Annotated in this window: 30 protein-coding genes and 1 riboswitch; of the genes, 6 read left to right on the top strand and 24 right to left on the bottom strand. The window is 46.7% G+C overall.

Annotation, left to right across the window (positions count from 1 at the left end; all coding sequences use genetic code 11):
- Nucleotides 1-16 precede the first annotated feature (16 nt).
- From sufC to QMZ64_RS15415, 16 genes are all read right to left on the bottom strand, one after another.
- A complete protein-coding gene (gene sufC, locus QMZ64_RS15340; protein WP_020452869.1) occupies nucleotides 17-802 on the bottom strand; it encodes a Fe-S cluster assembly ATPase SufC in 786 nt (261 codons plus the stop codon).
- Between the two features lie 223 nt (nucleotides 803-1,025).
- A complete protein-coding gene (locus QMZ64_RS15345) occupies nucleotides 1,026-1,961 on the bottom strand; it encodes a cation diffusion facilitator family transporter (RefSeq protein ID WP_265625719.1) in 936 nt (311 codons plus the stop codon).
- A gap of 132 nt (nucleotides 1,962-2,093) precedes the next feature.
- The gene (locus tag QMZ64_RS15350) at nucleotides 2,094-2,240 is read right to left on the bottom strand and encodes a YuzK family famiily protein (RefSeq protein ID WP_020452871.1); all 147 of its coding nucleotides are present in this window, start codon (nucleotides 2,238-2,240) and stop codon (nucleotides 2,094-2,096) included.
- A gap of 141 nt (nucleotides 2,241-2,381) precedes the next feature.
- The gene (locus tag QMZ64_RS15355; protein ID WP_031305044.1) at nucleotides 2,382-2,765 is read right to left on the bottom strand and encodes a carboxymuconolactone decarboxylase family protein; all 384 of its coding nucleotides are present in this window, start codon (nucleotides 2,763-2,765) and stop codon (nucleotides 2,382-2,384) included.
- 93 nt (nucleotides 2,766-2,858) lie between these two features.
- On the bottom strand, nucleotides 2,859-3,689 hold the full coding sequence (gene metQ / locus QMZ64_RS15360) for a methionine ABC transporter substrate-binding lipoprotein MetQ (RefSeq protein WP_165428005.1): 831 nt from the start codon (nucleotides 3,687-3,689) through the stop codon (nucleotides 2,859-2,861).
- 13 nt (nucleotides 3,690-3,702) lie between these two features.
- The gene (locus QMZ64_RS15365) at nucleotides 3,703-4,371 is read right to left on the bottom strand and encodes a methionine ABC transporter permease (RefSeq protein WP_243942264.1); all 669 of its coding nucleotides are present in this window, start codon (nucleotides 4,369-4,371) and stop codon (nucleotides 3,703-3,705) included.
- Nucleotides 4,364-5,389, bottom strand: coding sequence for a methionine ABC transporter ATP-binding protein MetN (gene metN / locus QMZ64_RS15370; RefSeq protein WP_020452874.1), 1,026 nt, complete (start codon nucleotides 5,387-5,389; stop codon nucleotides 4,364-4,366). The genes QMZ64_RS15365 and metN overlap by 8 nt, the downstream gene beginning before the upstream one ends.
- Before the next feature lie 116 nt (nucleotides 5,390-5,505).
- Nucleotides 5,506-5,613: riboswitch (SAM riboswitch) on the bottom strand.
- A 167-nt stretch (nucleotides 5,614-5,780) separates the two neighbouring features.
- Nucleotides 5,781-6,137 carry an SCP2 sterol-binding domain-containing protein gene (locus QMZ64_RS15375; protein ID WP_243942262.1) on the bottom strand — a complete coding sequence of 119 codons (357 nt, stop codon included), beginning with the start codon at nucleotides 6,135-6,137 and terminating at the stop codon, nucleotides 5,781-5,783.
- Between the two features lie 121 nt (nucleotides 6,138-6,258).
- On the bottom strand, nucleotides 6,259-6,567 hold the full coding sequence (locus QMZ64_RS15380; protein WP_265625718.1) for a thioredoxin family protein: 309 nt from the start codon (nucleotides 6,565-6,567) through the stop codon (nucleotides 6,259-6,261).
- Between the two features lie 25 nt (nucleotides 6,568-6,592).
- Complete coding sequence (locus tag QMZ64_RS15385) at nucleotides 6,593-6,937, bottom strand: toprim domain-containing protein (protein ID WP_020452877.1); 345 nt, start codon at nucleotides 6,935-6,937, stop codon at nucleotides 6,593-6,595.
- A 61-nt stretch (nucleotides 6,938-6,998) separates the two neighbouring features.
- Nucleotides 6,999-7,235 carry a YusG family protein gene (locus QMZ64_RS15390; RefSeq protein ID WP_152846592.1) on the bottom strand — a complete coding sequence of 79 codons (237 nt, stop codon included), beginning with the start codon at nucleotides 7,233-7,235 and terminating at the stop codon, nucleotides 6,999-7,001.
- A gap of 60 nt (nucleotides 7,236-7,295) precedes the next feature.
- Nucleotides 7,296-7,679, bottom strand: a complete 384-nt coding sequence (gene gcvH / locus QMZ64_RS15395) for a glycine cleavage system protein GcvH (RefSeq protein ID WP_265625717.1) — start codon at nucleotides 7,677-7,679, stop codon at nucleotides 7,296-7,298.
- A gap of 61 nt (nucleotides 7,680-7,740) precedes the next feature.
- Nucleotides 7,741-8,097 (bottom strand): arsenate reductase family protein, encoded by a 357-nt coding sequence (locus QMZ64_RS15400; RefSeq protein ID WP_265625716.1) that lies wholly within the window; start codon nucleotides 8,095-8,097, stop codon nucleotides 7,741-7,743.
- Between the two features lie 115 nt (nucleotides 8,098-8,212).
- Nucleotides 8,213-9,997, bottom strand: coding sequence for an acyl-CoA dehydrogenase family protein (locus QMZ64_RS15405; protein ID WP_265625715.1), 1,785 nt, complete (start codon nucleotides 9,995-9,997; stop codon nucleotides 8,213-8,215).
- A gap of 19 nt (nucleotides 9,998-10,016) precedes the next feature.
- A complete protein-coding gene (locus QMZ64_RS15410; protein WP_165428013.1) occupies nucleotides 10,017-11,192 on the bottom strand; it encodes an acetyl-CoA C-acetyltransferase in 1,176 nt (391 codons plus the stop codon).
- Between the two features lie 12 nt (nucleotides 11,193-11,204).
- The gene (locus QMZ64_RS15415) at nucleotides 11,205-13,595 is read right to left on the bottom strand and encodes a 3-hydroxyacyl-CoA dehydrogenase/enoyl-CoA hydratase family protein (RefSeq protein WP_265625714.1); all 2,391 of its coding nucleotides are present in this window, start codon (nucleotides 13,593-13,595) and stop codon (nucleotides 11,205-11,207) included.
- Between the two features lie 208 nt (nucleotides 13,596-13,803).
- Here QMZ64_RS15415 and QMZ64_RS15420 point away from each other — a divergent pair, with 208 nt between their 5' ends.
- The 3 genes from QMZ64_RS15420 to QMZ64_RS15430 all read left to right on the top strand — a co-directional run bounded on the left by QMZ64_RS15420 (nucleotide 13,804) and on the right by QMZ64_RS15430 (nucleotide 14,644).
- Nucleotides 13,804-13,965 carry a YuzL family protein gene (locus QMZ64_RS15420; protein ID WP_265625713.1) on the top strand — a complete coding sequence of 54 codons (162 nt, stop codon included), beginning with the start codon at nucleotides 13,804-13,806 and terminating at the stop codon, nucleotides 13,963-13,965.
- A 75-nt stretch (nucleotides 13,966-14,040) separates the two neighbouring features.
- On the top strand, nucleotides 14,041-14,292 hold the full coding sequence (locus tag QMZ64_RS15425; RefSeq protein WP_023856221.1) for a hypothetical protein: 252 nt from the start codon (nucleotides 14,041-14,043) through the stop codon (nucleotides 14,290-14,292).
- A gap of 10 nt (nucleotides 14,293-14,302) precedes the next feature.
- Nucleotides 14,303-14,644, top strand: a complete 342-nt coding sequence (locus QMZ64_RS15430; protein WP_009329552.1) for a spore coat protein — start codon at nucleotides 14,303-14,305, stop codon at nucleotides 14,642-14,644.
- 29 nt (nucleotides 14,645-14,673) lie between these two features.
- Here the strand turns inward: QMZ64_RS15430 and QMZ64_RS15435 are convergent, their stop codons facing one another.
- The 5 genes from QMZ64_RS15435 to QMZ64_RS15455 are packed head-to-tail and all read right to left on the bottom strand — an operon-like array spanning nucleotide 14,674 to nucleotide 18,548.
- On the bottom strand, nucleotides 14,674-14,925 hold the full coding sequence (locus QMZ64_RS15435) for a YusU family protein (protein ID WP_020452886.1): 252 nt from the start codon (nucleotides 14,923-14,925) through the stop codon (nucleotides 14,674-14,676).
- Nucleotides 14,926-15,666, bottom strand: coding sequence for an IucA/IucC family C-terminal-domain containing protein (locus QMZ64_RS15440; protein WP_265625712.1), 741 nt, complete (start codon nucleotides 15,664-15,666; stop codon nucleotides 14,926-14,928). It lies immediately after the preceding gene.
- Nucleotides 15,659-16,477 carry an ABC transporter ATP-binding protein gene (locus QMZ64_RS15445; RefSeq protein WP_020452888.1) on the bottom strand — a complete coding sequence of 273 codons (819 nt, stop codon included), beginning with the start codon at nucleotides 16,475-16,477 and terminating at the stop codon, nucleotides 15,659-15,661. The genes QMZ64_RS15440 and QMZ64_RS15445 overlap by 8 nt, the downstream gene beginning before the upstream one ends.
- Nucleotides 16,478-16,494: 17 nt before the next feature.
- A complete protein-coding gene (locus tag QMZ64_RS15450) occupies nucleotides 16,495-17,550 on the bottom strand; it encodes a FecCD family ABC transporter permease (RefSeq protein WP_265625711.1) in 1,056 nt (351 codons plus the stop codon).
- Nucleotides 17,547-18,548, bottom strand: coding sequence for a FecCD family ABC transporter permease (locus QMZ64_RS15455; RefSeq protein ID WP_243942248.1), 1,002 nt, complete (start codon nucleotides 18,546-18,548; stop codon nucleotides 17,547-17,549). Before QMZ64_RS15455 ends, QMZ64_RS15450 begins: the two co-directional genes overlap by 4 nt.
- Before the next feature lie 150 nt (nucleotides 18,549-18,698).
- On the opposite strand from QMZ64_RS15455, the gene QMZ64_RS15460 reads away from it, so the two are divergent.
- Nucleotides 18,699-19,676: an ABC transporter substrate-binding protein gene (locus QMZ64_RS15460; RefSeq protein ID WP_265625710.1), complete on the top strand. Its 978-nt coding sequence runs from the start codon at nucleotides 18,699-18,701 to the stop codon at nucleotides 19,674-19,676.
- 40 nt (nucleotides 19,677-19,716) lie between these two features.
- Here the strand turns inward: QMZ64_RS15460 and QMZ64_RS15465 are convergent, their stop codons facing one another.
- The 3 genes from QMZ64_RS15465 to QMZ64_RS15475 all read right to left on the bottom strand — a co-directional run bounded on the left by QMZ64_RS15465 (nucleotide 19,717) and on the right by QMZ64_RS15475 (nucleotide 23,292).
- A complete protein-coding gene (locus QMZ64_RS15465; protein WP_243942244.1) occupies nucleotides 19,717-20,163 on the bottom strand; it encodes a YusW family protein in 447 nt (148 codons plus the stop codon).
- Between the two features lie 79 nt (nucleotides 20,164-20,242).
- Nucleotides 20,243-22,027 (bottom strand): M3 family oligoendopeptidase, encoded by a 1,785-nt coding sequence (locus QMZ64_RS15470; RefSeq protein WP_265625709.1) that lies wholly within the window; start codon nucleotides 22,025-22,027, stop codon nucleotides 20,243-20,245.
- A 110-nt stretch (nucleotides 22,028-22,137) separates the two neighbouring features.
- A complete protein-coding gene (locus QMZ64_RS15475) occupies nucleotides 22,138-23,292 on the bottom strand; it encodes a D-alanyl-D-alanine carboxypeptidase family protein (protein WP_265625708.1) in 1,155 nt (384 codons plus the stop codon).
- A gap of 140 nt (nucleotides 23,293-23,432) precedes the next feature.
- On the opposite strand from QMZ64_RS15475, the gene QMZ64_RS15480 reads away from it, so the two are divergent.
- Nucleotides 23,433-24,290: an oxidoreductase gene (locus QMZ64_RS15480; RefSeq protein ID WP_265625706.1), complete on the top strand. Its 858-nt coding sequence runs from the start codon at nucleotides 23,433-23,435 to the stop codon at nucleotides 24,288-24,290.
- A gap of 79 nt (nucleotides 24,291-24,369) precedes the next feature.
- Nucleotides 24,370-24,834, top strand: coding sequence for a Dps family protein (locus QMZ64_RS15485; protein WP_043927172.1), 465 nt, complete (start codon nucleotides 24,370-24,372; stop codon nucleotides 24,832-24,834).
- The last annotated feature ends 106 nt before the right edge of the window (nucleotides 24,835-24,940 follow it).

Genomic DNA, 24,940 nt, shown 5'->3' on the forward strand with positions numbered 1-24,940 from the left:
TTTATCCCCCTAACGCTTACGCTTCTTGACCGACAGTTTCGTCTTCGATTCCAAGCTCATGCTTAATCCAGTCATATCCTTCAGCCTCAAGGCGCTGCGCCAGCTCAGGTCCGCCGGATTTCACAACGCGGCCCTGCATCATGACGTGCACGTGGTCAGGCGTAATGTAGTTCAAGAGGCGCTGATAGTGCGTGATGATCAGGCAGCCGAAGTCCTCGCCGCGCATTTTGTTGATTCCTTTTGAAACGACTTTAAGGGCGTCGATATCCAAACCTGAATCGATTTCGTCAAGAATCGCGATTTTCGGTTCGATCATCATCAGCTGAAGAATTTCGTTGCGTTTTTTCTCACCGCCTGAGAAACCTTCGTTCAGGTAGCGCTGCGCCATATCAGGGTCCATTTCAAGAAATTCCATGTTTTCGTCCATTTTGCGGATGAATTTCATTAAAGAAATCTCGTCGCCTTCTTCTCTGCGCGCGTTGATCGCTGAACGGAGAAAATCGGCGTTTGTAACACCGCTGATTTCACTCGGATACTGCATAGCCAAAAACAGGCCGGCCTGAGCGCGCTCGTCCACTTCCATTTCCAGAACGTCCTTGCCGTCAAGCGTGATGCTTCCTTTTGTTACTTCGTATTTAGGATGACCCATAATCGCCGCGGATAAAGTTGATTTACCCGTTCCGTTCGGTCCCATTACAGCGTGGAATTCCCCGCCTTTTATTTCAAGGTTTACACCTTTTAAAATCTCTTTTCCTTCAATCTCAACGTGAAGATCTTTGATTGTTAATGTCGAAGCAGCCATGAAATATACCTCCAATATATATAATCATCATTCTCAATTTATTCTCATTCTAATTTTATAACAAATGAAAAGTGAATACAACAATAGTCTTTCTATCTTTTCGTGTACATGTTCTCAAGTTTAACAAAAAACGTTTTGTTCTTAAAGAGATTGGGGTAAGAAAACTTCCCGGACGAGACTATGCGCTTCTTACAATCAACAAGCTATCGACAAAGAGCGGGAATTACGAATGGGAACGGTTTGATCCCAGGCTGCACGATTCATGACAGGAACAGCGCTCCCCTTCTATTTGGACCGTCACATGCTCCACGTTGCATTCTTTCCTTAGATATTTTGATACTTGTTTTAAGATTCTATCCCTGTCACTGTTTTCGCCTGCCACGATATGGCAGCTTAATGACGGCATATCAGATGAGATCGACCAAATGTGGAGATCGTGAACCTCCCTGACTGACGGAATGGAAAGCAAGCCGTTTTTAAGCGCTTCCACATCAATGTCTTTCGGTTTTCCTTCCATTAATATATGCACCGAGTCTTTCGTCACCCGCCACCCGCTGACAAGTACCAAAGCCGCGACGGCGACGCTTGCGATTGGATCGGCGATATTCCAATTGAAGAAAAGCATGAGGAGGCCTGCGATAATCGCGCCGAAAGATCCCAGCATATCGCCGATGACGTGCAATAAAGCGCTCCGCATGTTTAAATTCCCGCTTGTGTCGCCTTTCATTAATATCCAGGCTGCAGCAATGTTGATGAACAGACCAACCGTTGCAATTGCGAGCATGCCACTGCCGGCGACTTCCGGCGGGCTGAAAAAGCGGTTGTACGCTTCCCAAAAAATATAAAGTGAAATCAAAAGCAAGGTGATGCCATTGATAAACGCAGCCAAAATTTCAAAGCGCCTGTAGCCGAATGTTTTGCTCGCGCTTGCGGCCTTTTCCCCAATTTTAAACGCCAAGAGGCTGAAACCAAGCGCCGCAGCGTCGCTGAGCATATGTCCCGCATCTGACAGCAAAGCGAGGCTGTTCGTCAATATCCCGCCTATCACTTCAATTATCATAAAAGTAAAAATCAAACCGAAGCTGATGAACAGCGCTTTTTGATTTGCTGATCGGCTGCCATGGTGGCTGTGACCTGTATGTCCGTGAGAATGAGCCATTTTAAATCCCCCTCTTAAATTAGTATATGATCATGTATTCATATTTAAATTTTACCTTTTCCTTTAATTATGGTCAAGCGGCTTCTAAGAACATGGAGAAGGACGGATCGACACATCCGCCCCCCTCTCGTTTTATCCGATCATGGGTAAGTCTGATACGATCTGCTTGCTTTTTTGATACTGCTTTTCGCGTCTTTTCTCAACTTCAAGCCGATTCACATGGCTTCTGCTGTACTCCTCGTACCCCATTCCATGCGACTTGTGCATCGCTTTTTCCATTTCGGCCGTGAATTCAAGGTCAAGCTGATCTTGGCTTGAACAAATAATGAATCATCCTTTCAGAGATTTTCTTACATAGTACCAGTTATATACAAACTCTGCAAAGATGTGTGTGCTTTCAATATGCTTTCACGGACAAAATCAATGCTTCATTTGCTGGAATTCTTCCATCGCCTGCAGAACGAGCGTGACCGCTTGGCTCATGGCCGCGCCTCCGCCAAATGCCGCAGTTACGCCGACCGCTTCAAGAATTTCTTCCTCCGACGCTCCACAATCCAGGCAGCCCTTGATATGATAAATAATGCAATATTCATCCTGAGTATTTACACTGATGCCCAGTGCGATCAGCTGCTTATCCTTTTCGCTGAGCGCGCCTTTTTTAAAGCATTCTTCGGTAAATTCGTTGTATTTGGCGGCAATTCCGGGCATTTTTTCGGAAAAGATGCCGATCCCAGCTTTATATTCATGCAGTGCGGATTCGATAATGCTTTCAGATTCATGCTGATTCACGTTTTGTTCCTCCATTTTCAGTTGGTAGTCTTTTTTTATTATGAGCCTCTTTTCAAAAAATACGCGAAAAAAACCCCGGTTTTCTTCGAAACCGGGGTGTTCTTTCATTTATTCAGATACAGAAATGACAGAGCCTTCATATTTTTTGTCGATGAACTTTTTAATGTCATCAGAGCGCAATACGTCCATCAGAGCTTTCACTTTGTCAGAATCTTCGTCGCCTTTGCGGACGGCGATGATGTTAGCGTAAGGATTGTCTTTTGGAGACTCAAGTTCGATTGAATCAGTTTTCGGATTCAGCTTGTTTTGGATCGCGTAGTTCACATTGATGAACACGGCGTCAGCTTCATTGGCTTCGTATGCTTTTGCCGTCATTTCAGGCGCCACATCGTTTTTGATTTTGAGGTTTTTCTTGTTTTCTGTAATATCTTTTACTGTCGCATCCACTTTTTCAATGCCTGATTTCAGCTTGATCAGTCCGGCATTTTCAAGCATTGCAAGCATGCGGCCCTGTTCAGCGGCGTTGTTGCTCATAATAATTTTTGCACCATCAGGAAGGTCTTTTAAAGATTTATACTTTTTAGAGTAGATGCCGAATGGCTCAAGGTGTACCGCGCCGACGTTAACAAGATCGTAATCTTTATTTTCTTTCATTTCCTGTTCAAGATACGGGACGTGCTGGAAGTAGTTCGCATCAAGATCTTTCGTTGCAAGCGCTTTGTTGATCAGTTTGTAGTCTGTGAAATTTTTGATTTTAAGCTCATAGCCTTTTTCTTTCAAAAGCGGCTTTGCTTCTTCAAGGATTTCAGCGTGAGGCGTCGGCGTCGCTCCGACTGTGATGACTTTGCTGTCTTTATCTCCTTCGCTGCTGGAAGATCCGCAAGCGGCCAAAATGCCTGCAAAAATGATGAATAAAGCTGTTAATAAACCTTTTTTCATGTTGATGTCCTCCCTAACGTTTGTCTAATTTATTTGTTATAAAATCCCCGATAAACTGGATGATAAACACAATAGCTAAGATGAAAATAGTGGCGATGAGTATAATATCGGGATTGTTCATCTGAAAACCGTTTACATAGGCAAGGTTCCCGAGTCCGCCTGACCCAATTGCGCCGGCCATCGCCGTCGAACCGATCAGTGCAATCGCCGTAACCGTAATGCCAGAGATCAAGGCCGGCATCGATTCGGGCAGGAGCACTTTAAATATGATCGTCGATGTTTTGGCTCCCATCGATTTCGCCGCTTCAATCACGCCTTTATCGACTTCGCGCAAAGCGATTTCAACCAAGCGGGCATAGAACGGAGCGGACGCGATAATTAAAGCCGGAAGTGCGGCGTTCGGTCCCAGGATCGTGTTCATTAAAAACTTTGTGAAACCGAGCAGCAAAATAATCAATATAATAAAAGGAATAGACCTGAACACATTGACGATTGCCGAGATTACACCGTTAACAATCCGATTCTGCCAAATGTTGCCTTTTGAAGTCAAATACAGCAGCATTCCGAGAATCACTCCGATGATAAAAGCAAACAATAGGGAAATTCCTGTCATATATATCGTTTCATACGTAGCTTCCCACAGCTGCTCCATATCTACGTTTGGAAACAGTTTTTCAAACATTCGTGATCACCTCTGCTTCTACCTGGCGGCTCTTGATGAAATCGACCACATCGTTGACCTCGTTTTCATGTCCGTCGACATGAATGAACAATGAACCGTATGCGCCGTCCTGAGTTTGCGAGATTTTGCCTTGAAGGATGTTGACTTCAACATCGAACTTCCGAATGATCTGTGTGATCAGCGGCGATTCGGCCGCTTCACCGACGAAGGTGAGCTTGATCGTCCGCCCGGATGTCGTTTCTTCGAGGAAATGCTTCAGCGTTTCCTGTGTTTCCACCGGTTCTGTTACCTGCTGAACAAAGCGCTTTGTCATTTCTTCCTTCGGCTTGAGGAAAACGTTCAGCACATCGCCTTCTTCCACGACCTTTCCGTTTTCCATGACGGCCACTCTGTGGCAGATTTTCCTGATGACATGCATTTCATGAGTGATCAGGACAATGGTCAGTCCGAGCCTTTCATTGATATCGGACAGAAGACCCAGGATCGAGTCAGTCGTCTGCGGATCAAGCGCTGATGTTGCTTCATCGCATAAGAGAACTTTCGGATTGTTTGCGAGCGCCCGCGCGATGCCGACACGCTGCTTTTGGCCTCCGCTAAGCTGTGAAGGGTAGGCGTTTTCCTTGCCTTCAAGACCGACAAGCTTAATCAGTTCAGCGACTCTTTTCAGACGTTTTGCTTTGCTGACACCGGCGATCTCCAGCGGAAACGCAATATTGTCGCGAACCGTTCTTGACCACAATAGGTTGAAGTGCTGGAAAATCATGCTGATTTCCTGCCTCGCATTCCTCAGCTTCTTCCCTTTGATCTCGCTGATTGTTCTGCCGGCTACTTCAACCGTGCCTGAAGTCGGCTGTTCAAGTCCGTTCAAGAGACGGATCAAGGAGCTTTTTCCAGCTCCGCTATATCCAATAATTCCGAAGATTTCACCTTTTTTAATCGTAAGGGTGACATCCTGGACAGCATTGACATCTCCATGCTTTGACCGATAAATCTTTGAAACATTTTGAAGATTTATCAAAAGCCATCACCTGCTTTCTTGCTCAATTCTCATAGTTGTCTAAATTCCTGATCAAACAATGAAAAAAGCCTTTCTGCACACATGAGCAGAAAGGCTTTTGAATAGTCTGGGCCTTTCTCTCATCTTTCAAAGCATAATGCTTCGCGTGAATTGGCACCATTTCAACACGTGTTGATGGTTGCCGGGTTTCATAGGGCACTTCCCTCCACCTCTCTGGATAAGAGAAACATATATTTATTTTTTGATTATTATGATCTTAAAGTAGGATATCATGCGAAAAAATAGTTGTCAACTATTTTTCGTAAGACAATCGGCCTACGGCGAAAAGAGACGAACGTAAACGCCCGTCCCTGTCTGACTTATACACGGAATGTGCCGATTTTTCAAATGTTTAAAATGTCTCTGAATAAAGATCGCTGTTTTTAAAAAAGCCGTCCGTCAGCCATAAAATCGCTTCAAGCTTCAATAAAGCTCTGAAAGAGCCTTTTACTTGAACAGTGCCGCGCTGTACGAGATGCTGTAATGAAATATCGCCGTGAAGAAGGTCAATAATCTCGCTTTGCTCTCCAAAAAAGGTCAAATGAGCTTTTTCTGCAAGAGCAGATTTTTCCATTTCCCCTTTTTCGTTGATCGCTAACGTAAAAGCTTCTTTCTCGCCTTGAAACGTAATCAGCAAAGCCGTTGTAGATAATAGAGGTTTTAAAAAAAGAGCCTTGTCCTCTCTTTCTATCAATCCCATTTTCTCCAACTGTATAACCTCCTGTAAATTGGTCATACTTACAGATTCTCTGTCTGCCGCAGGAGTTCCTTTAGGAATTGCTCGACAAGTTTTTGCTGGTTATTTCCCGAGAAATATGTCAAAAGTGCCCTTAATCAACAACATTTTGTTTAATCGTATCGTATAAGTAGGAAACGGAGTGAAAAGCGTATTCTTTTTTGACGACTTGCCCGTTTTTGTAAAGGATAAAGCACGGAACGCTTTCTATTTCCTGCTGCTTGGCAAATGCCGGGGAATAATTGAGATTGTTTTTATAAAAAGGAATGTCCTTTATCATTTCATCAACGACTTCCAGCATCCTTCCGGCCAGCTGACACGTTCCGCAGAACGTCGTGTATACATATAGAAGACAGGTCTCATGCTCAAGCCGTTTCAGCTCTTTTTCTTGAAGTTCTTGCATCTGTTAAACCGCACCTCAATACGTTTTATAATAAATATTTTGTATGTACCCGGATGTTTGAACGAAATAATACTTCTGCAACATGCTGACTCGGGGCGGAAGCGACTTCTTTGTATACTCTATCGATGTATAGATGCGAAGCTTGGGGGAGCTCCCTCATCAGCTGCCGGCGGAGCTTTTCCCCTGATTCATCGGCATCCACCAGGATATAAACGTCTTTATCAAACAGCGTTTCGGCGAATTCATCGAGCTTTGCCTGGCTGATCGTTCCGTTTGTGCAAATGATGTCCACGGGCTCTTCGATGACATGCTTCACTTTTTGCTTATCTGATTTCCCTTCGACGATCATGACTTTTTCATTTTCCGGCATATGATCACCTTTAATGATTTACTTGTAAAAAAAGGCAGTGAATATTCACCGCCTGACTCGATTAACACCAGCCTTGGTGGTCATCACAGTCTACATATTTAGCATCCGGACCGCTTACGGTATCCGCCGTTTTGTAAAATTTTTCATCTTGGAATGAATATCCAGATTTCAACTCGTATTGATCCTTGCCGGTCATTCGGCCGATCAGCTCATTCTCATGGTACAGCTGCATTCCGCCGTTTTTTAATCGGCTTTCCACATGTTCTGTAATATCAATACGTTCTTTTTTCAGCGTCAATTTGGACACCCCCTCTTGATATAGAGTATCCAAACGACACATGGCTATCCTGAATAATCCTTAGTCTTCTTTTATCATGTCCTCATATTGCTCGGCTGTCATCAGATTTTCGATTTCAGAAGCATCGGACGGCTCGACGATAATCATCCATGCCTTTTCATACGGAGACTCGTTGACGAATTCAGGGCTGTCTTCCAGATCTTCATTCACTTCGACCACTTTTCCGTTGATCGGGGCATATAGCTCAGAAACGGTCTTTACGGATTCAACGCTGCCAAAAGGCTCGTCCGCTTTGATTTCGTCTCCCTCTTCAGGAAGCTCGACAAATACGATGTCTCCAAGTTCGGATTGGGCGAAGTCTGTAATGCCGATTCTGACTTTATCTCCTTCTGTTTTCACCCATTCGTGTTCTTCTGAATAACGCAACTCTTTCGGTGTGCTCATACTAACCCCTCCATAAAGTGTTTTAATCGATCCTACATTGAAGATATCATATTTTGATGTGTTATAACCAGTATGTCTTAAACTGATCTTCTTTAAAACCGACCGTTACTTTACTGCCGTCTGTCGCAATCGGGCGTTTGATCAGCATACCGTCCGAAGCCAGCAGTTCCAGCTGCTCATCTTCAGACATGCTTTGCAGCTTGTCTTTTAAGCCGAGTTCACGGTATTTTTGGCCGCTCGTGTTGAAAAACTTCTTCAATTCAAGCCCGCTTTTCTCGTAGAGCTCTTTCAGTTTTTCCTTGCTTGGCGGCTGTTCTGCGATATGTATCCCATTGATTTCTTTGCCGTGGTCTTCAAGCCATTTTTTCGCTTTGCGGCATGTCCCGCATTTCGGATACCAGTAAAAATCCAAAGCCATACATACACACCCCTCTCATTTAATCGAGGTAATTTTAACACAGATCGAATGAAAAACCTAAAACCGTGCTCCATTCTATAACAGCTAAAAACCCCGCCTAAGCAGGGCTTTTCGTTTAAACGATATATTTCTCAGCTTCAAAGATTCCTTTGGCTGCCTGGCGCTTTTTCTCAATGACATTGACAGGCGTAAAGCGCGTTAATTTGCGGAGCGCGGACAGCATCATGCGCAGCGAATCGCCTGATTCCATCGCAATGAGCGATTCCTTGGCATGGCTTTCAATTTCCTGAAAGGCAACTTGTGCAAAAATCTGCGTATAAAGAATTTTCTGGGCGTTTTTGTCTTCGCCGGTTGCCTGGATGGCTTTTTCAGTACGCAATATAGCTGCTTCCATGGCATAGACCTGGCTGACAATGTCAGCGATATTCACGAGGATTTCCTGCTCCTGGTCGAGCGCTTTTCCATATTTTTGTGCGGCGAGTCCCGCGATCATGAGCGCGATTTTTTTGGCGTTTCTCAGCAGATACTTTTCCTGTTCCAAAACGCCGTCACCTGGTTCTTCAGGCATGAGCATCATCAGCTCTTCTTGAAGCGCCTTCGCTTTCTCAAACAGAGGAAGCTCGCCTTTCATCGCTTTTTTCAAGTAAGTGCCCGGGACGATGAGACGGTTGATTTCGTTTGTGCCTTCAAAAATCCGGTTGATCCGTGAATCGCGGTAAGCCCGCTCCACTTCGTATTCCTGCATGAATCCGTAACCGCCGTGGATTTGAACACCTTCATCAACGATATAATCAAGCGTTTCAGATCCGAATACTTTGTTAAGGGAGCATTCGATTGCATATTCAGCGATCGATTTCGCGACTTGGCGCCCGTCTTTTTGCTCTTCTTCGCTCAAGGTGCCCATTTTGTCTTCAAACAGCCCGACCGTACGATAGACAGAGCTTTCCATCGCATAAAGTCTCGCTGACATAGTGGCGATTTTTTCCCCGATTAAGCTGAACTTTGCGATCGGCGTCTTAAATTGCTGGCGCTGATTGGCGTATGAAGCGGACAGCTCGATGACCCGTTTGGAAGCGCCGATTGTCCCGACAGCGAGCTTATAACGGCCGATATTTAAAATATTGAAGGCGATGACATGCCCTTTTCCCGGTTCGCCTAAAAGGTTTTCTTTCGGAACTTGAACCTGGTCTAAGATGAGCGTGCGGGTCGAAGAGCCTTTGATGCCCATTTTTTTCTCTTCAGGCCCTGTGGAAACACCTGCGTAATCTTTTTCCACAATGAAGGCCGAAAAATGTTCGCCGTCTATTTTCGCATAGACGATGAAAACATCGGCAAAAGCTGAGTTTGTAATCCATTGCTTTTCACCGTTTAATATATAGTGGGTTCCCGCCTCATTCAAAACGGCTGTTGTTTTTGCTCCTAATGCATCAGATCCGGAGCCAGGCTCTGTTAAGGCATAGGCTGCAAATTTTTCCCCTGTTGCAAGGGACGGCAGATACTTTTTCTTTTGCTCCTCGGTTCCGAAAAATACGATCGGAAGCGTGCCGATCCCGACGTGCGCCCCGTACGATAACGAAAAGCTTCCTGCTCTTGAGAATTTTTCGGTGATCAGCGCCGAGCTGATTTTATCGAGCCCGAGTCCGCCATACTCTTCAGGAACGTCAGCACCGAGAAGCCCGAGTTCCCCGGCTTTTTTCAGAAGCCTGACAGAGTGATCGAAATTGTGCTCTTCAATTTCGTCGATGTATGGCAAAACATCTCCGAGAATATAATCTTCAGTCGTTTTGGCGATCATTTTATGTTCATCTGTGAAATCTTCCGGTGTAAACAGCTGATCAGCCGTCACCTCTTCAATCAGAAAGGCTCCGCCTTTTTTCATATGGTCTTTTGTTTGTTCCATTGTTCCATCCCCCTTGTGATTAAACTAATTCGAATACCCCTGCTGCTCCCATGCCTCCGCCGATGCACATCGTCACAACGCCGAATTGCTCGCTTCTCCGCCGCATTTCGTGGATCAACGTCAGCGTCAGCTTTGTTCCCGTGCAGCCGAGCGGATGACCGAGCGCAATCGCTCCGCCGTTGACATTGACTTTCTCTTCATCGATGCCAAGCGACCTGATAACCTGGATCGCTTGCGATGCAAACGCCTCATTTAATTCGAATAAACCGATATCCGAGAGCTCAAGTCCCGCCATCTTCAGTGCCCTTGGGACAGCTTCAACAGGACCGATGCCCATCACCTCCGGCGGAACGCCGCCGACTGCGAACGAACGAAATCTTGCGAGGGGCTTTAACCCGAGCGCATCCGCTTTTTCTTTGTCCATGATCATCACTGCGGCCGCCCCGTCGCTCGTCTGCGAGGAATTCCCTGCCGTAACCGAGCCGTCCGCCGAAAACGCCGGTTTTAACGTTGACAGAACGTCTTTAGTTGTCCCCGGGCGCACACCTTCATCGGCGGAGAAAGTAAACGTCCGCTCCTTCAGCTTGTGATGTTCATCCACTTCTCTGACGGTGACGTCCACCGGGACGATTTCATCTTCGAACTTTCCTTCCGCGATCGCTTTGGCTGCTTTTTGATGGCTGCTGACAGCAAATGCATCCTGATCCTCCCTGGAAACGCCGTATTTAACGGCAACCTGTTCAGCCGTATGGCCCATTCCCATATAATATTCAGGAGCTGTTTCCGCGAGCGCCGCGTTCGGTCTGACGATATGCCCCATCATCGGCACGATGCTCATCGATTCAGCGCCGCCGGCAATGATCGTGTCGGCAGCTCCAAGCATGATTTTTTCGGCCCCGTAAGCGATTGATTGAAGTCCTGAAGAACAATATCTGTTGATCGTAACGGCCGGAACTGTGTGCGGCAGACCGGCAAGCGCGCCGATATTGCGCGCCATATTCAACCCTTGTTCGGCTTCCGGCGTAGCGCAGCCGATGATTAAATCGTCGATATTCCCTTCATAACCGCCAGCTCTTTTCAGCGTCTCTCTCACGGCATATGCGCCTAAATCATCGGGACGGACAGTCCTCAATGAGCCTTTTTTTGCTTTTCCGATCGGGGTTCTCGCCCCCGATACAATAACTGCCTCTTTCATTATTTTCCCTCCTTAATTACGCAATGGTTTGCCTTTTACAAGCATATGCTGCATTCTCGCCTGCGTTTTCGGTTCGCTCACAAGGCTCAGGAAAGCTTCTCTTTCCAAATTGAGCAAGTATTCTTCCGTTACTTCAGCGCCGAACGGAACTCTCCCGCCCGCGATGACAAACGCCAGCTTTTTCGCTATCTTCATGTCGTGTTCAGAGATGGCGCCGGACAGCTTTAACGATTCCGCACCGAGCAGGAGCGCCGCATAGCCGGATTCGCCCGTCACCGGAACTTTCTTTTTAACCGGCGGACGGTAGCCGCTTTCGGAAAGCGTCAGGACGAGTTTTTTAGCATCGTATAACAAGTGATCCTGGTTGTTGCTGATTTGATCCTCTGCGGTTAAGATGTTCAGCTCTTTCGCTTCTTGAGCTGAAGTCGACGTTTTTGCAAGGGCAATTGTCTCAAACGTCTTGATCGCGGCCTCCTGGATATCCGGTTTAACGCCTTCAGGCAGCCCCTTCAAGTAGTTTAAATAAAGCTCTTTATTGCCTCCGCCGCCCGGAATCAGACCGACGCCTGTTTCAACGAGGCCCATGTATGACTCGCTTGAAGCTTGAACACGGGCTGCAGGCAGACAAAGCTCAGTCCCACCGCCAAGCGTCATCCCGAACGGAGCGGCGACGACCGGCTTGGTACTGTATTTCACTTTCATCATCGTCTCCTGGAACTGACGGATGATCATGTCAATTTCCATATAGTTGTCGTCCTGAGCTTCCATCAGCATCATCGCAAGATTGGCTCCGACACAGAAATTTTTGCCCTGGTTGCCGATCACAAGTCCTTTATAATTGGCGTCTACTTCCTCAAGAGCAAATTTCAGCATTTGGATGATGTCGAAGCCGATTGCATTGCTTTTCGAATGAAATTCGAGCAGTGCGACATCATCGCCTAAATCGATCAAACTTGCCCCGCTGTTTTTCTTGATGACGCCTTTTGTTTCTTTGAGTGATGACAAATGGATCGTTTTCTTGTTTTCTTGAAGCGCCCTGTATTCGCCGCTTTCAAAACAGTAATAGAACGTCTTTCCGTTTTCCTTAATGTAGAAGGTCTCATGTCCTTTTGCGAGCATTTCCTTCACCCAGTCCGCGACTTTCCAGCCCTCAGCTTCAAGCTTTTGCACCGCGTTTTTCACACCGATGCTGTCCCACATTTCAAACGGCCCTTCCGACCAGCCGAACCCCCATTTCATCGCCTGATCAATTGCCGTTATGCTGTCAGCGATTTCCCCTGACAGCTCAGCCGAATAGACAAGCGTCGGAGCTGTCATGTTCCAAAGAAGGCTTCCCGCTCTGTCGTCTGAATAAATAAGCGCTTTCAATCTCGCTCCTGCGCCTTTCTTTTGCTTGGCCGCTTCAAGTCCCGATGTTTTTAATGTTTGGCGTTTGCTGTAGGTCAACGTCATCGGATCGAGCTCAAGAATGTCTTTTCCTTCTTTTTTGTAAAAACCTTGTTTCGCTTTGCTTCCGATCCAGCCTTTTTCGAGCATTTTTTCAATAAATTCAGGCAGCCGGAAAACGTTTTTTTCTTCGCCAGTGACTTGGTTATAAACATTTTTGGCAACGTGCGAAAATGTATCAAGCCCGACGACATCGAGCGTTCTGAAAGTTGCGCTTTTCGGGCGCCCGATCAGCGGACCTGTAATCGAATCGACTTCGCCTATCGTGTAGCCGCCTTTCAGCATTTCCTGAACCGTCACAAGCAAGCCGTATGTTCCGATGCGGTTGGCGATAAAGTTTGGCGTGTCTTTCGCTTCAACAACCCCTTTGCCAAGTACGTCTTCGCCAAATTTCTTCATAAAAGCCAGCACTTCGGGATCCGTTTCGTCAATCGGAATCACCTCAAGCAGCTTTAAATAGCGGGCCGGGTTAAAAAAGTGCGTTCCTAAAAAGTGCTTTTTGAAATCAGCGGACCTTCCCTCCGCCATCTGCCTGACGGAGATGCCTGATGTATTGCTGCTGACGATGCTTCCGTGTTTTCTGTATTGATCGACCTTTGAAAACACTTGCTTCTTGATCTCCAGTTTTTCGACAACAACTTCAATAATCCAGTCGGCATCTTTAATTTTTTCAAAATCGTCTTCCATGTTCCCTGTGGTGATACGGCTGATATTCTTCTTCGAAGTCAACGGAGCCGGTTTTTGCTTTAGCAGCTTTTGTACGGCTGACTGTGCCAGCCGGTTGCGCACATCCGGGTCTTCAAGAGTGCGGCCTTTTTTTCTTTCCTCATCTGTTAATTCACGCGGCACCATATCGAGCAGTAACACAGGAATCCCGATATTGGCTAAGTGAGCCGCGATTCCGGAACCCATTACACCGGAACCGATAACGGCGGCTTTACGAATATGCTTGACCATGAAAGATCCTCCCTCACTTTGAATGAATATTCATTCATTTTTGCTCCAAAAAAATAAACTCTCCTGTCTTCTTTCATCTTAAAAGATTTTGGAAGCGAGTTCAATAACTTGGTGCAAAATTTCTGAAATTTTTTCAGCGGGTATTATTTTGCCACGGTTACATGTTTCCCCGCTTTTGGGACAAACCAATAGAGAGGAGGTGAAGGCCTTGGTACGCGAAAGAAAAAATCCATCTTCTGCCGCAGTCAGCGCCGCAAGCATAAAAGGCGATGCAGGTCCGGATTATAAAAAGGCGGAGGCGGGCGGAAAACGGACAAGCCAAAACCAGCAATATAAAAAGCATAATATGGATGTTCCTGAAGATCACTAAGCCCCTTTAAGCATCCGGTATAAATTTCCGATGTGTTAGGAAATCTAAAAATAAACGCTAAAAGGAGGCAGACGCATGCAGCAACAGCAAGGAATGACAACACCGCCGCCGGTCATTTCAACAAAGGATCATCTGTATTTGCAGGATATGCTGAACTGGAACTTGCTCGCGATGAAAAAAGCGCATTTTATGGCGGATCAATGCCAGGATCAGTCTCTTAAAACAGAACTCGACAGGGTTGGACAAATGCACCATCACCATTACAATGTGATATTGGAGCAGCTTCGTCAAAATCAAACGCAAAACCCGTCGGCATACATGCAATAGGAGGTCAATGATGAATCAGCAAAACCAACAGAAAATCGGCAATCAGGAAACCCCTGTCCCGAAAACGAGCGCGATGAATGACAGGGATTTTGTCAACGAACTGCTGACAACTGAAAAATACATGACGGCAGCATACTCGACAGCGCTTAATGAATTAAGCCATGAATCGCTTTACCAGGCCGTTCAGCCGCTGTTTAACGAGGCGCAAAACGTACAGCGCAGATTGTACCAGGTGATGTTTCAAAACGGATGGTACAAGGTGGAGGCAGAAGATGCCCAGAAAATCCAGCAGTCTTATCAGCAATTCCATTCTACATTGCAAGACCAGTCGCCATATCAGCAAAACCAATAAACAAAAAATAAGCAGAGGAGTCTCCCTGCTTATTTTTTTTGATTAGCCGCTCGGTGCGCTTCATTTCGTTCTTTAATCTGGCGGATGACTTCTTTTATCTCCTGCTTCGCATCCGGATAAGCTCCGTTCCAATGCTTGGCGAGGGGCGGCATGCTTTTGGCGATATGGCTGTAGATGATCCACATCTTCACCTGTTCTTTCAGTTCTTCGTCCGTTTCGCCTAAAAGCAGTTCCGTATATTTCTCAACAAGTCCGTCCAGCTGCTCCTTTAGTTTTTCCACTCACGACACCCTTTCTTTACGTTTATTTCTCGGGCATGTCCTGCATTTGACGCCGTTTTTGTCTGTTGCATAATACAGACAGCAAGTCGTGCGTGTCCGATCCTCCGCGTCCTGTCTGGGATAAAACCTTTTGAGAGGGTTTTCGTCAGCCCCTTCTTCAAAAAGGCCGGGCTCAGCTTCATAAAGAAGAAAATGAAAATCTTGCGCCGCCCGCGCCTTGAGCTTCGGATCTTCCAGAAGCGTGTCATACATCCAATACAGATAAACCGCAATATTTTCCCAAAGAATATGCTTTGAAATCAAAAATGTCCGCCGACAGGCCGCGATCAGGGCGCCAAGATGGCGCCTGAAGATATCCTCGGTCAATTTTTTCAGTTCTTCGGTGCGATCCGCTTCGATAAGCTCAGCACCTTTGTGAAAATAAAACGACGGCGTCCACCCTTGATCATCGGCTTCTATCTCCCACGATACGGAAGCGGGAGCGGCTGGCAAGCGTTTTCCGCAAACCGTAAACAGATAGAAATGCAGCGCAGCAAGCATCCCGCTGCGCTTGACGAGCATCGAAGCCGCAACTTTTTGATTCGGAGCGTTCAGCCTGTCTTTCATATCTTCTACATAACGTTCTAAAAAATCCTCATCAAGGAGCATGTTTCCTTTAACAGAGAATAAGGAGCCGGTCTGCTTCGTTCCTAGGCGAAAACGAAGCAATGACTCAAGCTCCTCTTTTGTTAAATTAAGCATGGGACTGAACCACCTGCTGGACGATGCATCTTCCTCTTCCGTACGGAATGCAGTGCGGGGTTCCGAAAAGCGGATCTTTCGTCACTTCGCAGTCCATTTCAAAAACGTCCTGCACAAGCTTGCAGTTGATAATGGATTCAGGCCGGCCTTCGGCATATATCTTTTTGTCTTTAATCGCGACGAGGTGGTGGGCGTAGCGGCAGGCAAGGTTCAAATCGTGCAGCACCATCACGATCGTGCGCTTTTCGTGTTCATTTAATTCAAACAAAAGGTCCAGAATTTCAATTTGATGCGTCATATCCAAGTATGTCGTCGGTTCATCCAGTAAAATGATATCCGTTTCCTGAGCGAGCGTCATCGCGATCCAGGCGCGCTGCCGCTGGCCTCCGGACAAGGAATCGACTGTGCGCTCGGCCAGTTCTTCCATTCTTGTCGCTTTCAAAGCCTTTTGCACGGCCTCTTCATCTTCCGCCGACCATTGCTTCAGCCAGTTTTGATAAGGATACCGCCCCTGCTTAACGAGCTGGAGAACGGTCAGGCCTTCCGGAGCCGAAGGGCCTTGAGGCAGAATGGCCAGCTCCTTTGCCACTTCTTTCGTCGGAAGTTTGGCGATGGAGCTGCCTTCGAGAAGCACTGAACCGCCCTTTGGCTTCATTAAACGTGCGAGAGACCGAAGGAGAGTCGACTTACCGCAGCCGTTGCTGCCGATAAATACGGTGATTTCACCTTTTGGGATCGTTAAGTTTAACTCATCAATAATGATTGTTTCTCCATAACCTAAGCTTAACGTTTCTGTTGAAATGGCACTCATAAATGAAATCTCTCCTTTTATTGGTTTCTGCTTTTATACAGCAAGTAGATAAAGTAAGGGGCGCCTATCGCTGCAGTAAACACACCGGCAGGCACTTCAACGGGAGAAAAAAGCGTGCGTCCGATGATGTCGGCAATCAGCACAAGCAATCCTCCGATCAGCGCGGCAACCGGCAAGAGGGCGCCGAATGATGAACCGACAAGCCTTCTTGCGATATGCGGGGCCATCAAACCGACAAATCCGATCGTTCCAGAAAACGCGACGGCGATTCCGGCAAAAGCGGTGCTCAAAAGCAGGAGCAAAAAGCGATTCCGCTGAACAGAGCTTCCCACGCCTGTCGCAAGCTCCTCGCCGAGCGTCTGAATGTTGACGTTTCTGGCGGAGATGACGCAAATCAGCAGGAGGACAAGCGCAACCGGGATTAAAATATTCACATCCTGCCAGTTGGAACCATATACTGATCCGGTAATCCAAACGTTTGCCTGAGATGTTCTGTATATCGGTCCTTTGATCATAAACAATGTCGTCAAGGACTTGGCAAGCATTGAAAAACCAATCCCGATCAGCACGAGCCGAAAGGTTGAGGCGCCGTTTTTATAGGACAGAAAATAGACGATCATTCCGGCAAGCGCCGCGCCGACAAATGCGGCGACAGGGAGCCAGCTGATGCTGACGATCAGCGCATTGCTTTTATCTGAAAACAGCATTAAAAACAAGACAACAGCGACAGATGCCCCACCCGTCACACCGATGATGTCAGGGGAAGCAAGCGGGTTGCGGATGAGCCCTTGCAGGATCGAGCCGGCTGCCGCCAGACAGATTCCCGCAAACAAAGCCACCAAAATCCGCGGCATTCTGAAAGACATGATGATCAGCTCATCCGCCGGATTTCCCAGGCCGAGAAATGTTTTCGCGACTTCACCCGGATAAATAAAACGCTCGCCGATACCGGCGCTAAAGACGATTGCACAAGCTGTCAGCAGCGCTAAGATGATGAATGAAAGCAACGCCTTTCGTCCGATTAAAAATGAGATGCTTCCTTTTCCAATCCTCAGTTTGCGATAATTCTTCAATTTTGGAACCCCCTTCTCGCAACATACACAAAGAGGGGTGTTCCGATGATGGCCGTCATGACGCCGACCGGCACCTCTTCAGGCATAATCAGGTATCTGGCGCCGATATCAGCGAAGACAAGCAATATTGCGCCCAGTACGGCACAATACGGAAGTATCCAGCGGTGGTCATTGCCGACAATAAATTTCGCAAAATGCGGTATGACAAGCCCGACGAAGACGATCGGTCCGGCAACAGCGACAGAACCGCCGGCAAGCAGGATAATCGCCAACGCCATCAGCGCTTTGATCAGCCATGTTTTCTGGCCGAGGCTTTTGGCCACATCTTCCCCCATCGTTAAGACATTGATTTTAGATCCAAGCAGAAAGCTGATGATGAATGCCGGAACGATATATGGAAGGACGGTCGTCAATAGGCTCAGGTCGCGTCCCTGGACAGAGCCGGCGAGCCAAAACAGCGCCTGTTCGAGCGCCGCCTCATTAACAGAAAGCAACCCTTGAGTCAGCGATGAAAACATTGCTGACATCGCTGCCCCCGCAAGCGTCAGCTTCACCGGAGTCAAACCTTCCCTGCCAAGGGAACCGACAAAATAGACGATTAAAGCGGTAGCGGCAGCCCCCAAAAACGAGATCCAGGCGATCGCCTGAAGCGAGCCGACATGAAAGAAAAACAGAGAGCACACAACAAAAAAGCCGGCTCCGGCGTTGATACCGAATATACCGGGTTCCGCCAGAGGATTTTTAGTCATCGCTTGCATCAATGCCCCGGCAACCCCGAGGGAAGCCCCCACAGTTGCGGCAATCAGCGCGCGCGGCAGACGCACATTTCTCAGCACAAGATGTTCATTGGATCCGCTGAAATCGGTGAACGCCTTATAAGCCACAGACCACGACGTATTCGTATAGCCGTATACGACACTTGCGCAAAGTGCGGCAATCAAAAGCAAAATAAAGGACAGCAGTACGATTGTTCTATATTTATTCGTTCTTAAGAGCATAGATTAAAATTCTCCTAGTTTGACTCGAAACATCTACGGTTATTGTATCAGATATCACTGATCTTGAAAATCATTTTCAATTAACAATTGACAAAATTCCTGCTGAAAATTATGATCATGTTGAACAACAACATTCTGAGGAGGACAAACATGAAAAAACGGACAATGCTTGGTTTCATCGCTATGTTAGCGATTTCACTTCTTGCGGCATGCAGCGGCGGTAAAGAAGACTCTTCAAAAGGCGAAGACAATAAAAAGGTGATAACCGTTAAACACGCTATGGGTACAGAGGATCAGATCCCGGCCAATCCAAAAAGGGTTGTCGTACTGACAAATGAAGGAACAGAAGCGTTGCTGAAATTGGGAATTAAGCCAGTGGGCGCAGTTAAATCCTGGACAGGCGATCCTTGGTATAATCATATTAAAAATGACATGAAAGGCGTCAAAGTGGTTGGTCTTGAAGGCGAGCCAAACATTGAGGCGATTGCCGAACTGAAGCCAGATTTAATCATCGGCAATAAAATGAGACAAGAAAAAATCTACGACAAGCTGGAAAAAATCGCTCCGACCGTTTTCTCTGAAACGCTCCGCGGCGAATGGAAGGACAACTTTTCCCTCTATGCAAAAGCTGTAAATAAAGAGGAGAAAGGCAAAGAAATTTTAAAAGATTTCGATAAAAAAGTCAGCGAATTAAGCGATAAACTCGGCGAACAAAAGAAGAAGCAGGTCTCAGTTGTCAGATTTATGGCCGGCCAATCAAGAATTTATTATAAAGATTCATTCCCTGGGATCATTTTGCAGCAACTGGGCTTCAATTTCCCTGAAAAACAGGAAAAGCTGTTTGCAAAACAAGACGATAAGTTTGCTTTTATGACGGAAAACAAGGAATCGATTCCTGAGATGGACGGAGATGTCCTGTTCTATTTCACATATAAACCTGTGGAAAGCAAAAAAGACGCAGAAACATGGCAAAACGATTGGACAAGCGATCCGCTTTGGAAAAAATTGAACGCTGTAAAAACCGGAAACGCCCACGAAGTCGACGATGCGATCTGGACGACGGCCGGCGGTGTCAAAGCAGCGTATCTGTTCCTTGATGACATCGAAAAATACTTTTTAAAATCGTAAGCAAAAAAGAGCATTTCCTCCGTTGGAAATGCTCTTTTGCTTATTTTCCGTGATAGATTCTTGACGTACCATCCGGCCATTTCACCCGCAGATGAAACCGGTCATATCGCTCATCAAGATTGAAAGCCTCAAGCACATTGCTGATCACGTCCTGCTTTGAATCGGATTTGGCGATCGAAAGTTCGCTTAAAACCATTTTCATTTCGTTTAAAGCTTCTTCCCCTTCGCGGTTCGCTCCGTTCAGGCGGTCTTTAATCGATGCTTTTTCCCGCTCCTGTTTGTCGTATACGGCTTCAAACGTATTGTGCTTTCCACGGCCATAGTTCACTTCCAATGCAAATGCAGCGTAAGGCACGCTTTCCACATCTGAAACAGGGGCGTTATCGGGAACGGCCTCCTTACCTTCAGCATGTTCTTCCGCTATTGAACGGCAGCCGGTCACTAGGATCATGACAAGAGCGATAACGGCCATCCGAAATAGGTTCATACCGTTCAACTCCTCTATGCACATTATCCTTAGCTATGTCCACTTTGCGGAAACTCATTCAATCTCTTAGCGGAAGGCTTTATATCATCGCTAACAATGCTTCTGCATCGCGGACAGCCGGCTGAATGGCCGCTTCCCAAAAATCCCGCTTTGTCAGATCGGCGCCGAGATGCTTCATCGCCAGTTCCTCAACAGACATGGAGGCTGTATCTTTTAAGAGCGCAATATATTTTTCTTCAAATGCCGCTCCCTCTTTCAGCGCTTGCGCGTAAATGCCAAGTGAAAACAAGTAGCCGAACGTATAAGGAAAATTGTAGAACGGGATAGACGTAATATAAAAATGAAGCTTTGATGCCCAAAAGTACGGATGATACTCGCCAAGCGCTCCGCAAAACGCTTCTTTCTGAGCTTCTTCCATCAGCTCGTTCAGCCTTCCGGCGGATACGACGCCGTTTTTTCGTTCATCGTAAAAGCGGGTTTCAAATAGGAATCTTGCGTGAATGTTCATAAAAAAGGCGACGCTTCGCTGAACCTTATCTTCCAGAAGGACGAGTTTTTCTTCGTCTGAACCGGCTTGTTTTAATGCCGCATCAGCCACGATCATTTCTGCAAAAGTGGACGCTGTTTCCGCCACGTTCATCGCGTACGCCCTGTTCAGCGGCCTGACGTCCAGCATGGATTCCTGATGAAAGGCATGGCCAAGCTCATGCGCCAGCGTGGACACGTTTGACTGGCTTCCTGCAAATGTCATAAATATTCTCGATTCCCCGCTGTCAGGAAAATTGGCGCAAAAGCCGCCCGGGCGTTTGCCTCCCCTGTCCTCAGCTTCAACCCATCTGTCTCTGAGCGCTTTTTCGGCAAAGGAGGAGAGCTTTTTTCCAAACGTTTTAAACTGCCCGGTAATAAAAGCGGCTGCCTCTTGATACGAATATTCCTTTGCCGCTGAACCGAGCGGCGCTTCGACGTCATACCAGCTCAGTTTAATCAGCCCGAGCACAGACGCCTTCCGGGAAAGATAGTCTGCAAACGGCTTTTTATGATCAATGATGACCTGCCACATGACATCAAGGGTTTCCTGCTTCATGCGGTTGATGTTCAGCGGTTCTTTCAATACATTGTCCCAGCCTCTTGCCTCATAGACGTTCAGTCTGAAACCGGCGAGGTGATTCAGCGTGCTGCTGAGCAAATCAGCGTGCTGTTCCCAGCCGTGGTCCAAATTTTCCGATACGGAGCGGCGGATCTTTCTGTCAGGTTTAGATGTCAGGTTCTGCGCTTGTCCGACAGACAAAATTTTCGTCTCGCCATCTTCTTCATACGGAATTTGAATTTGGTCGACGATGCTGTCGTACATATCGCCCCAGGCATGATATCCGTCAACAGACAAGCCTTGAATCAATGTTTCCTGTTCGGAACTAAGCTTTTCCGTTACCCGCTCCCTTCTTTCATTCAAAATATAAGCGATATCGGAAAGGCCTTCATCTTGTAGAAGCGCTTCCCATTCTTCATTTGGGACAACGGCAAATTTGCTGTCAAGCACGACCAGCGCCTTCTGCGCATCGGCAGCGAGCTGGGTGACTTCAAAATTAAGGGCATTCGCCTTTAAATCCGCGGTGTCCTGGGCTTGGAGACATCCGACAAAAGCGTCTGCTTCGCGGATTTTAACATCAATTGTTTCAAAAAGCGCCAAGGTTTCTTTCAATTCATCAAGGCTGCTTTTTGAAACGGTAAGAGCCTCGGCAGAGCGTTTAAAAGTTGAAAGCAGTGCTTTAATCTCATTTAAATATTGACGGAACTCGGCGGAGCCGCTCCCGCCTTTAAAGAAAACCTCGAGATCCCACGTATCTTTAAGTTGATGAAATGTCATTATTCCCGTCCCCTTTCATTGGCTTGTTTCCATTATAAGATAAATTTGCCTTTTCAGGGCAAATAAAAAACGGCCGGCTTGTGAGCCGGCGCGCCTCTTCCCTAATCATATTACAGCTGCCTCATCCGTTTGACCGCATAGCTGGCCGTCAATAAACCGATTAGGCCGAACACAAATAAAAACAATCCGCCTTTACTTTGCGGCTGGCCGTGAACACCACCTGTGCCGCTTGCTATTTCCGCGCTGAAAGGTTCTGCGATTTGCAAAGCCTGAAGCAGCCTGCCGTCCTCCCCTTTAATGTTAAGGATTCCGTCGCTGTCTACATTTTCACTCAGGGCTTCGCCTTTCTTTTTCGTCACGTATAAAGGGTTTTTCAGCTCATGGCTCGTCCCGTTCTGGTCGGTAAACGCCTCTCCCTTTTTGAGTTCTTGTGTCTCGTAATTGTGAAATCCTTCATCCAGAAGCGTTTTTGTATCGCTGTACATCATTTTCTTGCTATCGGCCTTCATGACGACGGCGATTAAATCAAGGCTGCCCCGCGTTGCCGTCGTGACAAGGGTATGCTTTGATTCATCCACAAACCCTGTTTTGCCGCCGGTTATTCCTTTGTAAGGAATCTCACCTGTCAGCATTCGGTGATGGTTTTTCAGCATCGTGTCCCACGTCTGTCCGTGCCAAGCCGTTTGCTTTTCTGAAAAAAGCGCTCGAAACGTTTTGTTTTTCATGGCGTACTGGGTAATTCTCGCCATGTCGGCGGACGTCGTATAATGATTTTTGTCAAACAGTCCGTGAGGATTCACAAAATGAGTGTCATGCACTCCGGCATGCTCAGCAATAAACGCGTTCACATCATCCGCAAACTGTTTCACGCTTCCGCTGACATGTTCGGCGATCGCCGTTCCTGCGTCATTTCCCGAATTCATCAAAAGCCCTTGGAGCAGCCGTTTTAATGGAACCGACTCCCCCGCTTCCAGATATACGCTTGATCCTTCCGTTTGAGCGGCATTTTTGCTGACTTTCACACGATCTTCTAAATTTCCGTTTTCTATTGCATAAATCGCCGTGGAAATTTTTGTAATGCTGGCCGGGTACATTTTTTTGCGGCTGTTTTTTTCATAGAGGACCTGCCCCGATTTCCCATCGATCAATATGGCGGAAACGCTTTTAATTTCCGGTTTGTTTTTTTCTCCTGCTTGAGCCGAGCTATGAAAAAACAGCGTCAGACATAGTACAATAATGAACAGGAGGGATCGTTTAACATTCATCGTGTCACCCTGCCTTCTTTCTCTCTTGCGTTTTTATAAAAAATAGGTCTTTTAGCACTTTTTAAATTTTATCAATGATAAACTGCCGCTGACAAGCCTTTTTTTGTCAACAAGCCAAAATTTTGAATGGAGGAAACTCATTGAATAATAAAATCGCCATCGTAACAGGCGCGACGAGCGGATTTGGTTTATTGACCGCTTTAAAACTCGCCGGCACTCATTTCGTCATCGCAACGGCGCGCCATCCAGAAAAAGCGGAAGCTTTGCGGAACCGCATAGCCGAGCTTTCAATCGATTCATCGATTGCCGTCGCTGAACTAGACGTCACAAACGAACAATCGATTTCATCATTTACCGATGAGCTGAAACGGTACGGACAGATAGACGTTCTCGTCAATAATGCAGGAACGGCATACGGCGGATTTGCTGAAGAGCTCTCTCTTGACGACTACAGAAAACAGTATGAGACAAATGTTTTCGGCCTGATGGCGGTAACGAAAGCGGTCCTACCTTATATGAAGAAACACGGCGGCGCCAAAATCATTAATTTGAGCAGCATCAGCGGGCGAATCGCTTTCCCCGCTTTCTCGGCATATGCTTCATCAAAGCATGCGGTTGAAGGCTTTTCAGAAAGCCTCCGCCTCGAACTCCGCCCATTCGGGATCGATGTGGCCGTCGTCCAGCCGGGATCGTATCAGACGGCGATTTGGGAGACATCGTTTGCCGCCCAAGTCACTGCTCCTGAAGCTGAATCACGGTACAGTACATATTTTGAGCGGATCTCCGCCTATATTGCGGCTGGCCGCAAACATTACGGAAACCCTGATGATGTGGCTGACCTGATCTGCCGCCTCGCGGTAAAAAAGCGGCTGAACAGACTGCGCTATCCGATCGGCAGGGGCGTCCGCCTCCTGATCCTCCTCCACAACGCTCTGCCATGGCGGATTTGGGAACACGCGGTCATAAAAAATTTGTTTAAAAAAGGTTATTTAAAATAATTATAATTTAGTATTGATTTTAATTTTGTATTTGTTATAATATAATTAACAAATGAAAAACACGAGGAGGAAATATCACATGATCTCTCAACAATTAAAACAGCAAAATCCTGTACTTGAAAACTCAATGAATACAAATTTGTCCAACTGGTTCATCCTCTACACGAAGCTTCACCGTTTTCACTGGTATGTAAAAGGGCCGCAGTTCTTTACCCTTCATGAAAAATTCGAAGAGCTTTACAACCATGCCGCAGAAACAGCAGATGTGGTCGCGGAACGTTTGCTGGCCATCGGCGGACAGCCGCTCGCCACAATGAAAGAATACCTTGACCACGGCACAATCGAGGAAAACGGATCCGAAAAAACGGCCGAAGAAATGGTTTCCGCACTTGTCAGCGATTACCGTCAAATCCGCGATGAAATTCAGCATACCATAGAACTGGCGGAAGACAAATCAGACCATTCTACCGCTGACCTTTATATCGCCCTGACAGAGGAAATTGATAAGCAAATTTGGATGCTTTCTTCATTTTTGGACAAGTAATATGAAAAAGCCATGGCGTCTGCCATGGCTTCAGACCGTTGACAAAATAGGTCGGATTTCTATGATCCGACCTATTTTTGTCCATTTTGTTCTATTTTTTCGACGA

This window comes from Bacillus sp. LB7 (assembly GCF_030449715.1).
Lineage (GTDB): Bacteria > Bacillota > Bacilli > Bacillales > Bacillaceae > Bacillus > Bacillus paralicheniformis.